This is a genomic window from Deinococcus aetherius, from assembly GCF_025997855.1.
GTDB lineage: Bacteria > Deinococcota > Deinococci > Deinococcales > Deinococcaceae > Deinococcus > Deinococcus aetherius.
This window is the reverse complement of record NZ_AP026560.1, coordinates 1184410-1198072: the sequence shown is the minus strand read 5'-3', so window position 1 is coordinate 1198072 and position 13663 is coordinate 1184410. Positions and strand designations below refer to the sequence as shown.

The 13663-nt window shown below is 69.7% G+C and carries 13 protein-coding genes; 8 read left to right on the top strand and 5 right to left on the bottom strand.

The annotated features are described in order from the left end of the window. Positions 1-209 precede the first annotated feature (209 nt). The gene (locus DAETH_RS06055; protein WP_264777018.1) at positions 210-434 is read left to right on the top strand and encodes a transcriptional regulator; all 225 of its coding nucleotides are present in this window, start codon (positions 210-212) and stop codon (positions 432-434) included. Between the two features lie 72 nt (positions 435-506). On the opposite strand, the gene DAETH_RS06050 is transcribed toward DAETH_RS06055, so the two are convergent. Continuing rightward, on the bottom strand, positions 507-1469 hold the full coding sequence (locus DAETH_RS06050) for a C40 family peptidase (protein WP_264777017.1): 963 nt from the start codon (positions 1467-1469) through the stop codon (positions 507-509). A gap of 438 nt (positions 1470-1907) precedes the next feature. Here DAETH_RS06050 and DAETH_RS06045 point away from each other — a divergent pair, with 438 nt between their 5' ends. Both DAETH_RS06045 and DAETH_RS06040 read left to right on the top strand, forming a co-directional pair. Continuing rightward, positions 1908-3215: an MFS transporter gene (locus DAETH_RS06045; RefSeq protein WP_319993735.1), complete on the top strand. Its 1308-nt coding sequence runs from the start codon at positions 1908-1910 to the stop codon at positions 3213-3215. A 48-nt stretch (positions 3216-3263) separates the two neighbouring features. Then, positions 3264-3413: a hypothetical protein gene (locus DAETH_RS06040; RefSeq protein WP_264777015.1), complete on the top strand. Its 150-nt coding sequence runs from the start codon at positions 3264-3266 to the stop codon at positions 3411-3413. Positions 3414-3460: 47 nt separating this feature from the next. Here DAETH_RS06040 and DAETH_RS06035 read toward each other — a convergent pair whose 3' ends face one another. The 3 genes from DAETH_RS06035 to DAETH_RS06025 form a co-directional block, all read right to left on the bottom strand. Next, positions 3461-5203 carry an SLC13 family permease gene (locus DAETH_RS06035; protein WP_264777014.1) on the bottom strand — a complete coding sequence of 581 codons (1743 nt, stop codon included), beginning with the start codon at positions 5201-5203 and terminating at the stop codon, positions 3461-3463. Between the two features lie 183 nt (positions 5204-5386). Further along, on the bottom strand, positions 5387-6484 hold the full coding sequence (locus DAETH_RS06030) for a [LysW]-lysine hydrolase (RefSeq protein WP_406585096.1): 1098 nt from the start codon (positions 6482-6484) through the stop codon (positions 5387-5389). Then, positions 6484-7557 (bottom strand): hypothetical protein, encoded by a 1074-nt coding sequence (locus tag DAETH_RS06025; RefSeq protein WP_264777012.1) that lies wholly within the window; start codon positions 7555-7557, stop codon positions 6484-6486. The genes DAETH_RS06030 and DAETH_RS06025 overlap by 1 nt, the downstream gene beginning before the upstream one ends. A gap of 136 nt (positions 7558-7693) precedes the next feature. On the opposite strand from DAETH_RS06025, the gene DAETH_RS06020 reads away from it, so the two are divergent. Together DAETH_RS06020 and DAETH_RS06015 are read left to right on the top strand one after the other, a co-directional pair. After that, positions 7694-7978, top strand: coding sequence for a hypothetical protein (locus DAETH_RS06020; RefSeq protein ID WP_264777011.1), 285 nt, complete (start codon positions 7694-7696; stop codon positions 7976-7978). Between the two features lie 29 nt (positions 7979-8007). Next, complete coding sequence (locus DAETH_RS06015) at positions 8008-8244, top strand: hypothetical protein (RefSeq protein ID WP_264777010.1); 237 nt, start codon at positions 8008-8010, stop codon at positions 8242-8244. Positions 8245-8253: 9 nt separating this feature from the next. Here the strand turns inward: DAETH_RS06015 and DAETH_RS06010 are convergent, their stop codons facing one another. After that, entirely contained in the window at positions 8254-8559 is a 306-nt protein-coding gene (locus tag DAETH_RS06010) for a magnesium chelatase subunit ChlI family protein (RefSeq protein WP_264777009.1), read from the bottom strand. A 426-nt stretch (positions 8560-8985) separates the two neighbouring features. On the opposite strand from DAETH_RS06010, the gene DAETH_RS06005 reads away from it, so the two are divergent. Genes DAETH_RS06005 through DAETH_RS05995 form a run of 3 tightly spaced genes read left to right on the top strand, consistent with a single transcriptional unit; the run spans position 8986 to position 13652 of the window. After that, positions 8986-11439, top strand: coding sequence for a Mu transposase C-terminal domain-containing protein (locus DAETH_RS06005; RefSeq protein WP_264777008.1), 2454 nt, complete (start codon positions 8986-8988; stop codon positions 11437-11439). Then, complete coding sequence (locus tag DAETH_RS06000; protein ID WP_264777007.1) at positions 11436-12275, top strand: TniB family NTP-binding protein; 840 nt, start codon at positions 11436-11438, stop codon at positions 12273-12275. The genes DAETH_RS06005 and DAETH_RS06000 overlap by 4 nt, the downstream gene beginning before the upstream one ends. After that, positions 12276-13652, top strand: coding sequence for a TniQ family protein (locus DAETH_RS05995; protein ID WP_264777006.1), 1377 nt, complete (start codon positions 12276-12278; stop codon positions 13650-13652). Positions 13653-13663 lie beyond the last annotated feature (11 nt).

Sequence of the window (13663 nt, the reverse complement as noted above, 5' to 3'; positions counted from 1 at the left end):
CTCCGCCTGGGCAGAGTGCATGTTACACATGATGCTCACTGTACGTCTACGCGGAACCCCACGTCCGCTTCACGTTCAGACGATGGCCTGCGTGTGAAGGACGGGGCCATACGTACTCACCCGAGTGACATGAGCCCTATGTTGAGGGTACTCATGCTGCGTGCTACGCTGCCGGGGAAATCAAGTCGCCAGGGTCAGAGGGAGAGGGGATGCCCAAGAAGGAACGCAAACGCTTGCAGGTGGTGATCAGCGAGGAGCAAGACGCCCTGCTCACCCGCACGGCGTACGAGCTGTCGAGCCCCGAGCGCCTGATCAGCAAGAGCGAGGTCGTCCGCCTCGCCATCGAAAAGATCGCCCGCGAACTCGGCGAGGGCGAGCACCTCGACGAGTACCGCGCCCTCCTCGACGACACCCCGGAAGAGGACGAGGGGTAGGGCGGGTCGAACGCGGGCACGCCTCTTCGAAAAACTGAAGAGCGTGCCTGCGTTCGTTGGGCAAAGGCTCGGCTAGCGGCCCGAGGCGTACGTGGTCGGCGGCAACACCCGGCGGGCACCGACGAGGCGGGGCGCCCAGTAACGGTCCGAGAGCAGGTGGTCCACGACGACCCCGCCCCGGTAGGAGTTGGCGTTCAAGAACTCGTCCTCGCCGAGGTAGATGCCGACGTGCGTGACGGTACCGCGCCCCTCGGTGTCGAAGAAGACGAGGTCGCCGGGCTGCAGCTCCCCGGCCGCGACCGGCAGCCCGACCTGGGCCTGCTCCGCGCTGCGGCGGGGAAGGTTCAGCCCGAGGGGCGCGAAGACCTGGAGCACCAGCCCGCTGCAATCGAGCCCGGCGAGCGTGCTGCCCCCGTACACGTAGGGCACCCCCAGAAGCGCCAGGGCCGCGCCGCGCCAGTCACCCGGGAGGGGCGCTGCCAGGGCGTCCCCGGGAAGGGGCTCGGGGGCGAGAACGTCCGGGGATGAGGCCACGGGGACGGCGGTGAGCGGTGGGGCGAGGTCGGGCACGGGCGGTTGCCCTGCCGTGACCGCCGGGGCGGGGGCCGTGACGCCGGGACCCGGCCCGGGAACGAGCAGCACCTGACCCGCCCGCAGCACGGTGTCGGTGGGGAGCGTATTCGCCGCGAGCAGGGCGTCCACGCTCACCCCGAAACGGCGCGCGAGGGAGTACAGCGTCTCCCCCGGCTGCACGGTGTACGGCGGGACCTCCCGCACGCGCAGCACCTGCCCCACGCGCAGGTCGGGGCCGCTCAGGCCGTTCAGGGCGAGAAGCACCTCGACGCTCAGGCCATGGGCGCGGGCCAGGCGAAAGGCCGTGTCCCCCGGCTGCACGGTGACGGTGAGTGGCCCCTCGGCGGAAGCAGGGACGGCGGGCGGCAGGGGCCCGGCCCCCCCGCCCGTGAGCGAGGCTCCCGCCCCGGAGGCGAGGGTAAGCAGGGTCAACGGCAACAGGAAGCGGGGAAGGAACGTCATGCAAAGGACTCGCAGGGCGCGGAGACATTCATGCGGCGCCACTTAGGCACGGCATCGCCAGGAGGGACGCTTCATATGAGAGGCTCCCCAAAGGAAATGAAACATCGGCACCGTAACATGGTCACACTCGTGTTGCCAACTCCGTCGAAGGCGAAGTTGTGGACTTTTCTACTTCTTCAGGCGCCTCGACGCGAAGTGTTAAGGCGTGTCCCCTGTCTGATTCCTGTCAGAGAAAGCGAGGCTGCCGCTCCATGAAGAAGGGAGGGCGCCAGCTCCACTCAAAGGATGAACGCCTGTTCGCTCCTCATTTCTGGGGGGAATCCGAGGATTCCAAGGCGAGAATTCTTCTTCGGCGACCGACTCTCATCCCGCGTTGGCGTTTCCATCATGGGGAGGGCGTGCCGGCTCGGCGGCTTGGCTCCCCCCTATCCTGGACGGGTGTTCGCCCGTGTCTCCGCGTGGCGCGTCCAGACGTTTCGCGCCCTACGTCACCCCGCTTACCGCCGGTACTGGTTCTCGCAACTGCTGTCGCTCGTGGGGTCGTGGATGCAGGCGACCGCGCAGCAGTACCTCGTGCTCGAACTCTCGGGGGGCAGCAGCGCGGCGCTGGGGTACGTGACGGTCGCGCAGTTCCTGCCCAGCCTGCTCCTCTCGCTCTTCGCGGGGGCGGTGATCGACCGGGTGCCCCGGCGGCGGGTCCTCCTCACCACCCAGCTCGTGCTCCTCTCGACCGCGACGGCGCTTGCGGTGACCACCCACCTCGGGGTCGTCACGCTGGGGCTGGTGATGGCGCTCGCCTTCGTCAGCGGCACGGCGAACGCCTTCGACATGCCCGCCCGGCAGAGCATGGTGGTGGACTTCGTGCCCCGGCCCGACGTGCCGAACGCGGTGGCCCTCAACAGCCTCTCCTTCAATGTGTCGCGCACGATAGGACAGGCCCTCTTCGGGGTGGTCGCCGCGCTCGGGGTGACCCTGCTCGCGGGCGGCGACCCGGACCAGCTCTCGCGGCTGGCGCTGCCCTTCTACCTCAACGTGGGGTCCTTTTTCGCGGTGCTCTTCGTGCTTGCCACGCTGCCCTTCCCCCCGCGCGAGATCGGCCAGCACGGCAGCGTGGCGGAGGACGTGCGCGAGGGGCTGCACTACGTGCGGGGCACCCCCGCCGTGCGGAACGTGATGCTGCTCGTGGGGCTGCTGAGCCTCACTGTCATCAACTTCAACGTGATCATCCCGTACTACGCGCGGGTGGTGTTCGGGGCGCGCGAGGCCGCCTTCGGCACGCTCAGCGCCGCCTTCGGGGTGGGGGCGATGGCGGGGGCGCTGTGGCAGGCGAGCAAGCCCAACCCGGCGCGCAACCTGCGCATCGGAGCGGTCATCCTGCTCGCGGCGACGGCGGCCCTCGCCTTCACGCCGGGGCCGGTCCCCGCCACGCCCGTCCTGGCGGTGTGCGGCTTCGGGATGCTCTCGCTGCTCGTGAGCGCGAACAGCACCGTGCAGCTCACCATCCCCGACCACCTGCGCGGCCGGGTGATGAGCCTGTACTCCTTCGTGCTCGTGGGGATGGGCCCACCCGGCGCGCTGCTCGCCAGCACCCTGATCGGCAAGGAGGGCCCGCTCGGCCCGCGCTGGGGCCTGGTGACCCTCGCCGCCCTCGGGCTGGGGGCGCTGCTCATCCTCTGGGGGCGGCTGCCCCGCCAGGTCACGCCGCCCGCCCCCTCGGCAGACCCCCCCGGCGTCCCCGCCGACTGAAAGCGCGTCCCAACCCGGCGGGCGGGGCACGGCTGTTATGCTGCGGCCATGAGTTTGGACCGCCACCAACTGGTGCTGACGTGGGCCCTGGTGATCATCGCCGTCGGCGCCGCCATCGGCATCGGCACCACCGCCGCCCTGCTCGCCCGCAAGGACCGCCCCCTGCCGGACGACCCGGACGCGCCGCTGTTTATCTAGCGGTCAGCCGTCAGCAAGATGGGGAGAGGTTTTGCTGACCGCTTCCCTCAAAACGGCCACACCCGGGGAATCACCAGCATCGCCACCACGAAGGTCACGACCGTCAGGCCCAGGCCGACCCGCACGAAGTCCATGAACTTGTAGCGGCCCGGGCCGTAGACGAGCATGCAGGAGGGTTCGAGCGGGGTGATGAAGGAGTTGCTCGCGGCGACGGTGATACCGATGACGAAGGGTCGCGGGTCGTAGCCCAGCGATTTGGCAGTCCCGATGGCGAGGGGGAGCATCACGAGGGCGGCGGCCTGGTTGCTCATGGGCTGGGTGAGGGCGACCGTCACCGCGAAGAGGGCGGCAAGCAGGCCGTAGGGGCCGAGGGGTTCGAGGAGGTCGGAGATCGCGCCCGTCATCACCCGGGCGGCCCCGGTGTCCTCGAAGGCGGTGCCGAAGGCGAGCATGCAGGCGACGAGGACGATCACCGGCCACTCGACTGCCCGGTACGCCTCCTCGGGGGTCACCAGCCGCAGCGCGAAGGCGAGGGCGACCGCCACGACGACCGCCACGCTGAGGGGAAGCAGGCCCAGCCCTCCCCCGACCACGGCCCCGCCGAAGAGCAGGAGCGCCAGGGGGGCTTTGCGCAGGTCGCGCTGGGCCTCGGTCAGGTCGCCGAGCACGGTAAGGTGGTCGCCGAGCGCCGTGACCCGGTCGGCGGGGCCCTGGATCATCAGCACGTCCCCGACCCCCACGCGCAGGTTGGCGAGGCGCTCGATGGTCCGGGCGCGGCGGTGCAGGGCGAGGACCGAGAGGCCGTACCGCTCGCGGAAGCGCGACTCGCGCAGGGTGCGTCCCACCAGGGGGCTGCCCGGCAGCACGACCGCCTCCACCAGCCGCACGGGCACGGCGCCCTCGACCTGGAGCTTTTGCTCACTCTTGCTGAACACCCCCAGGGTACCCTTGCCCGTCAGGATGCGGTGGGGCGGGCCCTCCACCGCGAGAGTGTCGCCCTCCTCGATTCGGAAGTCGGGGCCGGGGGCGTAGATCGTCTGGTCCCCCCGGCGCACCGCCACGACGGTCAGGCCGTGGTCGCGGCCCAGCCCCGTCTCGCGCAGGGTCTGCCCGGTGAGGAGGCTGCCGGGCGCCACCGTCAGGTCGGCGAGGTAGGCGCGCAGGGACGCCTCCAGCTCGGCGTCCTGGGCGGGCAGCAGCCGGGGCGCCACGAAGAAGAGGTACAGCAGCCCGACGGCGGCGACGGGCACCCCCACCCACGCCAGCTCGAAAAAGCCCAGCGGTCTCAGCCCGGTGGCGGGCAGCGCCCCCGAGACGACCAGATTGGTGCTCGTGCCGATCACGGTGACCGTGCCACCCAGGATGCTCGCGAAGGCCAGGGGCATCAGCACCCGGCTCGGCGCGACCCCGGCCCGGCGGGCGAGGCCCGTCACCACCGGCAGGAAGACGGCGGTGGTGGCGGTGTTGCTCGTGAACGCACTCACCCCCGCCACCGCGCCCAGCATTCCCCGGATCATGCCCGCCGCGTTGCGGGCGCGGCGGCTGAGGGCCACCCCCACCCACTCGATGACCCCGGCGCGCAGCAGCACCCGGGTCAGGGTAAAGAGGCCCGCCAGCGTGATCACGGTGTCGCTGCCGAAGCCCGCGAAGGCCTCCTTCGGGCTCAGCAGGCCCAGGACGAGCAGCGAGCCGAGCAGCAGCAGGGCGGTCACGTCCACGGGCAGCCATTCGGTGGCGAACAGCACGAGCGCGAGGGCGAAGAGGATGAGGAGGATCGTCACGGGGTCCATAGGTCTCCGGGTGGGGAGCGTCCCCCGCGCCGGGCAGCGGGACACCGGCCGGGCGCAGGAGGGGCGGGAAGGAGTCAGGAAGGCCCCGGACGCGCCGCCTCGGCCCCCTGCCCCCAGGACTATGGCGCGCAGGGGGGAGGGCTGTGCATGTGAAGGGTCCGCGCGTCCCTTAAAGCATGCCTCTCAGGACCGGGCAGGGTCAGTCGCCGAGAGCCGGGTCAGGGCTTGGGTCAGCACCGAGACCGTCCGGTCGTACTCCCGCAGGTCGAGGTGCTCGTGCGGGGTGTGGTCGAGGGCGCTGTCCCCCGGCCCGTAGGCGACGGTAGGGACCGGCCAGGCCTCCGCCACGACGTTCATGTCGCTCGTGCCGGTCTTCACCTTGAAGACGGGCGTGCCGCCGCGCGCCCGGATGGCGACCCTCAGCGCGCGGGTCAGCGCGTTGTCCCGGGGATGCCGCACCGCGCGCTCGTGCCCGGTGAAGGTGACCTCCACCCCCGCCGGGCCGGGCAGGCTGGAAAGCGCCCCGCGTACGGCCTCCTCGGCGGCCTCGGGAGACACCCGGGGCGGCAGCCGCAGCCCGAAGGTGCCCTCCGCGACCTGGGCGAGGCCGTCGGTGCGGCTCCAGAGGTCCTGGATCGTCGCCTGCACCGCGTCGAAGACCCCCTCCCCCCCCTCCCCGGCGGCCCACTCGCGCACCCGGAACCACCCCGAAGCGAGGTCGTCGGCGGCGCTCGTGCCCTCGCCCGCCGTGTGGAAGTTGTCCTTGTGCACGCGCACGCGGGCCACCAGCCGCCCTTTGTACCCCAGCGTCAGGCCCGCCCAGCCGCTCGGCTCGCCGATCAGGACGAGGTCGGGGCGGTAGAGACGGACGACATGCCGCGCCCCCCGGCTGCTCGGCGCCTCCTCCTCGGTCGCGCCGACGCACACGAAGCGGGCCCCGGCGAGCGCCTCCTCCGGCAGGGCTGCCACCGCCGCCACGAAGGCGCAGAAGCTCCCCTTGGCGTCCACGCTGCCCCGCCCGTGGAGGACGTCCCCCTCCACCCGCACCGGGATGTCCCCCGGCACCGTGTCGATGTGCCCGAGCAGCAGGACGGTCAGGGGACCCTGCCCCCGCTCGCCCACCGCGTTGCCCGCCTCGTCGACGTGCGCCTCAAAGCCGCGCCCCGCCATCCAGTTCGTCAGGTAGGCCGCGACCTCCGCCTCCTCCCCGGACCGGGAGGGGATGGCGACAGCCCCCACGACGAGCGCCCGGGCCTCGGCGGCCCGGTCGGGCGCGGGCATCACTGCGGCCTGTCGACGACGGTGCCCCCGCCCGCGTCCGTCGCTCCGTCGCGGCCCTCGCCCGCCACCGTCCGGGCGAGGGACACCACGAGGTCGGCGACCTCCGCGAAGGCGAGGAGCGCCAGGGCCCCCACGCCCCCGACGATCAGGGTCCACAGGCCCGTCAGGCGCGGTCCCTCGGCGAACTGAAAGGCGGCCAGCCCGAGCGCCGCGAGCCCCAGCACCGCTGCGAGGAGGCGCAACCGGCCCACCCACCCCAGCACCCCCTCCGCCCGCGCGTCCAGATCAGCCAGCCCACCGCGCGCCCGCCCCGGCCGGACGCGGGGCCCCGCCGGGGCCGGGGCGGCGGGCGCGACCTCCGGCGTGACCGTCACGGGCGCCGGGTCGGCCAGGGTGGGAGTCACGACGATGGGGGCAGGAGTCGGAGGGGCTTTCGTCGGGGTCGTCGGGGCGGGGGCGGGCGTCTGCACGCGGGCCGAGGGGCCGATCACCCGCACGGTCTCGCCGCCGAGGTCGTTCTGGCCGGGCGGTTTCCACTGGGTCGAGCGGGGGGAGGCGGGCGGCGCCGGACGCTCGCGGGGAGGGGACGGGTCGCTCTGCGCGGGGCGGTTCTCGGGTGCCTGTGCTCTCCCGGCGTCCGGACGGACCTGGGGGCCCGCCTCCTCACGCGGGGGGAGGGCGGGAGCCTGCCCCCTGGCCGCTGCGGCGGGCGCAGGCGCGGAGCCGAAGGTCTTCTGCCCACTCATGCCCGGGAGGGGCGAGGTCGGGAGGTGCTTGGCGCGAGCGGTGGCGTCGCGCACCTGCGCAAAGAAGGCCTGGACGCGGGCGGGGTCGTAGCCGAGGAGACTGGCGATCAGGGCCGTTCCGGCGGGGGTCTCGACCCGCAGCAGGCCCTCCTCGTCGCTGTGGATGCGGGTCAGGTCGCGCAGGGTGACCCGGCGGGTGCCGCCCGCGTCCTGGTAGATCAGCGTGTCCTCCAGGAGGGCGAAGAACGCGCCCTCGCGCTCCAGCGTCGCGGCGGGCGGCACGCCGATCCCCAGCACCTTCAGGGCCGACTGTACGCGGTCATTCATGGCTCTGCTCTCCTCACCTTGGGGGCAGCATAGCGGGTGAGTCGCCGCGCCCGCACGCCCTTCGCCGGGGGAGGGATGAAGGCGCCCGCAAGCCGCGACTCATACGCCCGGTCCGTCACCCCACACACACTGGACCATGACGAACGAGGACAACCGTTACGGTGACGCCCCCCTGGGCCGCAGCGTCGAGGAGGTCGAGGGCGAGGCGGGCAACCGGGTCAACCCCTCCGCGCCCGGCGAGCAGGTCCGCGACGACGAGATGCTCGCCGGGGTGCCGGTGCCTCCCGTGCTGAGCGGCCCGGCGGGCACCGCCATGATTCCCGGCATCACCGACGGGAACCGGGTCACCGACGGGGACAGCGGCGGCGCGGACGACGGCACCGCCCGCCAGAACCGCGACAGCAGCGAGGGAACGGTTTGACGCCGGGCGCGAAGGCAGGGGGAGAGGCCATGACCGACAGCGAGAACCGTTACGGCGACACGCCCCTGGGCCGCAGCGTCGAGGAGGTCGAGCGGGAGGGGGGCAACCTGGAAAACCCCCCGGCGGCGGACGGCGAACTCTGGCAGGGCGACGAGATCGCGCTGCCCGCCGTCGCCAACGCCAACACGAGTGCCGTGCCCGCCGTGCTAGACCCCGACGTGACCCCGGACGGAACGGACCCGGGAGGCGGCGACGACTCACGTTGAGAGAGGCGTCTAACTTAGCTCGCGCGGGCGATACGTCACCGCCTCCGCGAGGTGCGCCTCGCTGATGTCCGCGCTGCCCGCCAGGTCGGCGACGGTGCGGGCGACGCGCAGCACCCGGTCGAAGCCCCGCCCCGTCAGGTTGAGTTGCCGGGCGGCGGCGCGGAGGAAGGCGTCGGGGCCGGGCTTCAGCGGCGCGTGCCGCCGCAGGGCCTGTCCGCCCAGGTCGCTGTTGCGGCCCCCCTGCCGGGCCAGCATCGCCCCCCGGGCGCGGCTGACCCGGGCCCGCACCTGAGCGCTGCCCTCCGTCTCTGTCATCTTCCGTTTGCCCTGTCACCAGAACACGGCGTTTTTCCTGCCCCCTCTCCATCCTGTGCGTCAGTGTCTCTCTTTGCCATGTCAGCAGGTTAAAACGTCTCCATTTACCGTGTCAGCAGCTCCGGAACACCTCTCCATTTGCCATGGCAGCAGCGGAGGGATGCCCTCTTCCTCCTGTCCCACCAGGAACCCCAAAAAAATTATGACTTCAGGCATTTTGACACGGGCGTAAATACTCTGTTCTATTATCGGACTGGACGAGTGCTCCAGCCTCGTCTGCTGAAGTGCTCCACAAAAAGCGCCTGTTCTGACGGCCATCGGAACAGGCGCACGAGAGGGCTTCAGGTCTGGGAGACCTATGAAGAGTATGTCGCGGCGCCCCGGTGGGGCGCAAGGGTCCGTATTCCTCATCGTCGGGAAGGTGAGATGAGTCGGGGTTATGACGGCTCACTCCTGAGTCGCAAGGGGGAGGTGCTGCTGACCCGTCTGGGTGTGACGGTACGCTTCGAAAGCACCGTCGAGGAGCGGCTGTTGCAGATGCTCGACGTGGATGGCGGGGTCGTCTCCGTCGAACGGGCGGAGAGCGTCACGGTCTACACCTCCGACGGTGCCAGCCACACCTACACACCGGACTTCACGGTCACCTTCACGGACGGGCGGGTGCTGTCGCTCGAATGCAAGCCCCGAAAGCTTCTTCCCCTGCTGTTGCAGGAGAACGCTGATGCCTGGCAGGCGCGGGTGACCCGCCTGGAGGGACTCGGGCGACCGCTGTACGTGGTCACCGAGCGAGACCTCCCCCGTGAGCGGGTGCAACAGGCCATCACCTTCGGCCCGTTCCATGGGGTGGAGGGCTCCGCCGAACTTGGCGAACTGGCCCGGAAGACGCTCCGGGAGCGCGGCGCCCTGCCCCTGGTAACCCTCCGCCTTCTGCTCAAAGAGGTGGCGCCCAGACTGTCGGCCCACCTGGACGCCACCCTGCTCAGCATGCTGGCCCGGCGGGAACTCGTCGCGGACGTGACCGCCCTGCCCCCCACCTGCCTGGTCGACCTCCCGGGGAGGAGCATTCCCCTCCCACCCTCACCGGTCGGCTGGCCCCTCCGTGCCCTGCTCAGGGAGAGCCTGGAGCAGGTGCTCACGCCCGACGAGTCCACCGATCAGGGGGGGGAATTGCGGCTCGAGGCCCAGTTCCTCAGGACGGAGCGGGGGCAACGGGCGCTGCAACTCTTCGCCCTGTATTCCGACCCGACCCGGCCCCTGGACAACGAGCAGGCGGAAGAACTGGGTCAGAGGGTCGGCGTCTCGGGGCGAACGGTCTACCGCTTCCGTGAGGCTCTGGTGGAGGCAGGGGCACCCGGGATCACCTTCACGGAGCTTGTCCCGTACCTGGCCCGTCCCGGGCAGGGAAAACCCAGGCGGCAGGTCGAGGCCAGGGTCACCGCCATCATGGAGCGACTGGCACGGGAGCACTACTTCGTCCCTGTGGGAACGGCGGGCAGGACGGCGACGGTCAGCAATCTGTCCGAGCTGGTGCGGAAGGCCTGCCTGGCCGAGGAACTCCCGCCCCCCGCGTACAACACGGTTCGGCGCTTCGCGGATCGCCTGTGGGAACAGGACCCGGTGCAGGCAACGCTGTTGCGGGAGGGCCGGGAGAAGGCGCAGGCCCTCGAGCCGCGCCAGGGGCATCTGGAAGTGCGACGGTACGGCGAACTCCTGGGTGTGGACTGCACACCCTGTGACGTGTTCACACGTGAGGAGGGGCTGACGGTGGTTCCGCTGCGGGAAGGGCGTGGCAAGAGGCAGCGGCACCCGGAGGCTCGACGGGGCAACATCATCAACATCGTGGACGTGGTGACCTCCCAGGTCCTGCGCTCCGTGGTCGTCGTGAAACCCATCAGCGCTGCCCTCGTCCTGCGGGTGCTCCGAGACCTCTTCCTGGGGGACACGAGTGAGCTGGTGGCGGCAGGGGTCGTGACGGTGCCACAGGCGATGGGACTCCCCCAGCGTCTGCGTCTGGACGGCGGGTCGGAATTCATCAACCGGCAGGTCAAGCGTGTGCTGGCCCATCTCGGGATCACCGTGCTCCCACGGAACCAGTGGTCGCGGCATCACGGCGGAATCGAGGAGCGAACCATCGGAATCACGACGCACTACCAGCACATCCTGCCGGGGACGACCATGAACAACATCGCGAACCGGGGCAAATACGACGCCCAGCGTGGCGCCGTGCTGACCATCGCCGATCTCAACCGTTACCACCAGAGGATCGTGGAGCGCCACAACAATCTCTGTGCGCCACTGCGGGAGCTGACCCGGCACGAGCACGCGCAACACCTCCTGGATCAGGGGCTGACGGCCTGGCGTCCCCCGTCGACCACCCAGCTGGAGTTCCTGCGGAACCGGATGCATCCACAGGAGATCAAGAAATGCGGGCAGGAGGGCATCAAGCTGCTCGGCCTGATCTACAACGCTCCTGAACTGGACCCCCTGATCGTCCGGGGAGCCAGCGTCGAGGTGCTGTACAACCCGGACGACATCTCCACAGCCCGGGCCGTGCACCCGGACACGGGCGCCCTGATCCACTTGCAAGCCCGCCTGCCCGAGGGAGTGGAGGGGCCGCTGAGCCTCCAGGAATGGGTGGAGATCAAAGGGCGTTTCCGGGCGGCGCGGCAGTCCGCCCTCGACCGGGTCAAGACCCCTCAACAACTGTTGGCGGAGGTGATGGTGGAGCGGCAGGAGCGCCTCCAGCAAGGGAAGCAAAAGGCACCAGCCACTTCCCTGACCAGTTTGAAACCCCCGCCGGTAGAAAGGCCCGGTACACGTCCCAGCATCCAGCCCGCTGAGATTGTCTTCGAAGAGAATCCCCCCGGAGGGCTAAAATGAGTGGAGAAGATTTCCGTCGCGAGGATGGTCACGAGCAAAAAAACTCTCGTCACGAGATCATCCGGCGACGCGAGCTGCTGTGGTACCCCGAACCGGGCCGTCAGGCTCTGCTGGAGCGTCTCCACGCCATCGCCACCGACCCACAGCGTCACCGAACACGCAGCATCGCCATCATCGCGGAGAGTAATGGGGGTAAATCCGGACTGATCCAACGGTACCTGACAGTACACCCCCCCGTGGAGAGCGAGGAAGCCCTGCACATTCCAGCCATCATGGTCAACATGACCCAGATCATCAGGGTAGACCAGCTGAGCATCGCCCTGTTGGAATGCGTGCAAGACATCGATCCCGAGGCTGGCACCCACGCAGAACGCATGAAACGCTTCATCGCCCTGGCGAAAAAAGTGAAGTTGGGCCTGATCTTCCTCGACGAGTTTCATGACTGCGCGACCACGGAGGGAAAAGGGAAGGGGTTCCTGCGCTGCATCAAGGCGCTTATCCAGGCAGACCTGTGCGTGGTTCCCGTGGGGACGGAGGCACTGGCCGAAGTGCTGGCGCAGGATCCTCAACTGAATACCCGCTTTAGCTTCTCGCGTGGACGGCTCCCACGGTTGAAGGATGTGAACGTGGTGAAGAGCCTGATGGTCAAGGTGTCGGAACTAGAGAAGGACGACATCAGCGACGCGGCAGTAGAGTATGTGCTCTCCCAGTCCCGTGGCATCCTTGGTCACATCCTCGACCTGGTCGAGGGCACCCTGCTCGAACATGGCGATTTGAAGCTGGACTCCCTGAGGGACTACCGCAAGTACATGGATGTGCTGGACCGGGTGGTGTAAGTGCGGCTCCCGGTCTTTCCTGCTCCACGCGACGACGAGGTGCTGAGCAGTTACGTCACCCGACTCGCCCTCGCAAACAGAATGCGCCCGATGCGTCTGACGGCGGTTCTGGGCCTGCCCTCGTTCTGGAAGCGTGACCCGGACGTGAGTGTCACCCCGGACGAACTCGCCGTGCTCGCCGGGGCGACGGGCGTTCCACTCGAGCGGCTCCTCCAGTGCAGTGTGCTCCCGATGCTGAGCCGTCTCCACGAGAGCGCGCGACCCGACGCCAACCCCAGGTTTCTCGTGATGATGGGGAAGCACCGGGGCGTTCATGGGGTGAGGGGGCATCCCCTCTGCCCTGCCTGCGTCCGGGAGACAGGAGTGGTGCAGCGATCATGGCGACTGACCACCAGCGTGATCTGCCGGAGACACAGCCTGCCCCTCATCGATGCCTGCCCCCACTGTCAGTCACCCCTTGACCACGTCCGGTTGCATCGGAGGCGCTCCAGCCGCAGGCGGTTGATGGAGCATCGCCCGGGCTCCTGCCCCGGCTGCCGTCAGGCACTCCCCGACCCCCCATCCCTCGATGAGGTCACCCGGAAACATGCCCTGTTCATTCAGGACCTGATGGCCGAGGCGACCGCCACGGGGGAGGTGCTCTGGGGCGACCTGCGTCTGGACGCCCGGGAGTTCCAGGGGCTTCTGGAAAGCTTCCTGCAACTGCACTACCCCACCAGGGCGCAGACGGGCGTTGCGAAGTGGCGGCCCGAGACCAGTGGGGTCCGGGAACGGCGGGAGGTCGTGGTGGCGGCCGGCGAACGGATGGTGGACGGGCTGGTGGCCTGCCTGAGACGGCTGCGGGAAGAGAATGTTCGCCCACATCGAGTCGTGGGGTGGGCGAGTGGCAACGCCGGGGTGCCCGACTGGTTCCGAGAGCTGGTCTTCCTGGCCCTGTCGCCGGACGCCCGCCATCTGCCACCCGTGCAGTCCGGGCGGAAAACCTTCCAGTTCACGGAGAGGCAGTGGCGGGTCATCGCCCCGCTCATCCCGCCGGTGCCCAGAACCAGCCGCAAGCAGAAGGGGGCCCGGGAGGTCCTCCAGGCCTGGTGCACCCGCAACCTGAAGGGCACACGGCAGACAGAGTGGACGGGAAAATGGACGGGGCACGTGAGTTACCCCGCCATGTACCGGGGGATAAAGAAGCTGGCCGAGTCCGGCGTGCTGGATCAGGTCATCGGCCGGATGCTGGACATGCCGGAATGCCGAACGGCCTTGACGGCGCCAGGGACCGTTGGAGCCCTGATCAGGATGCGAAGCGCCCATGCCGGACATCTGTGGACACTGATGGTGGAAGAGGCACTCAGGAGCCGCATCGTCGGCTCCCTCCCTGCCTGAGAGCGTGCTGG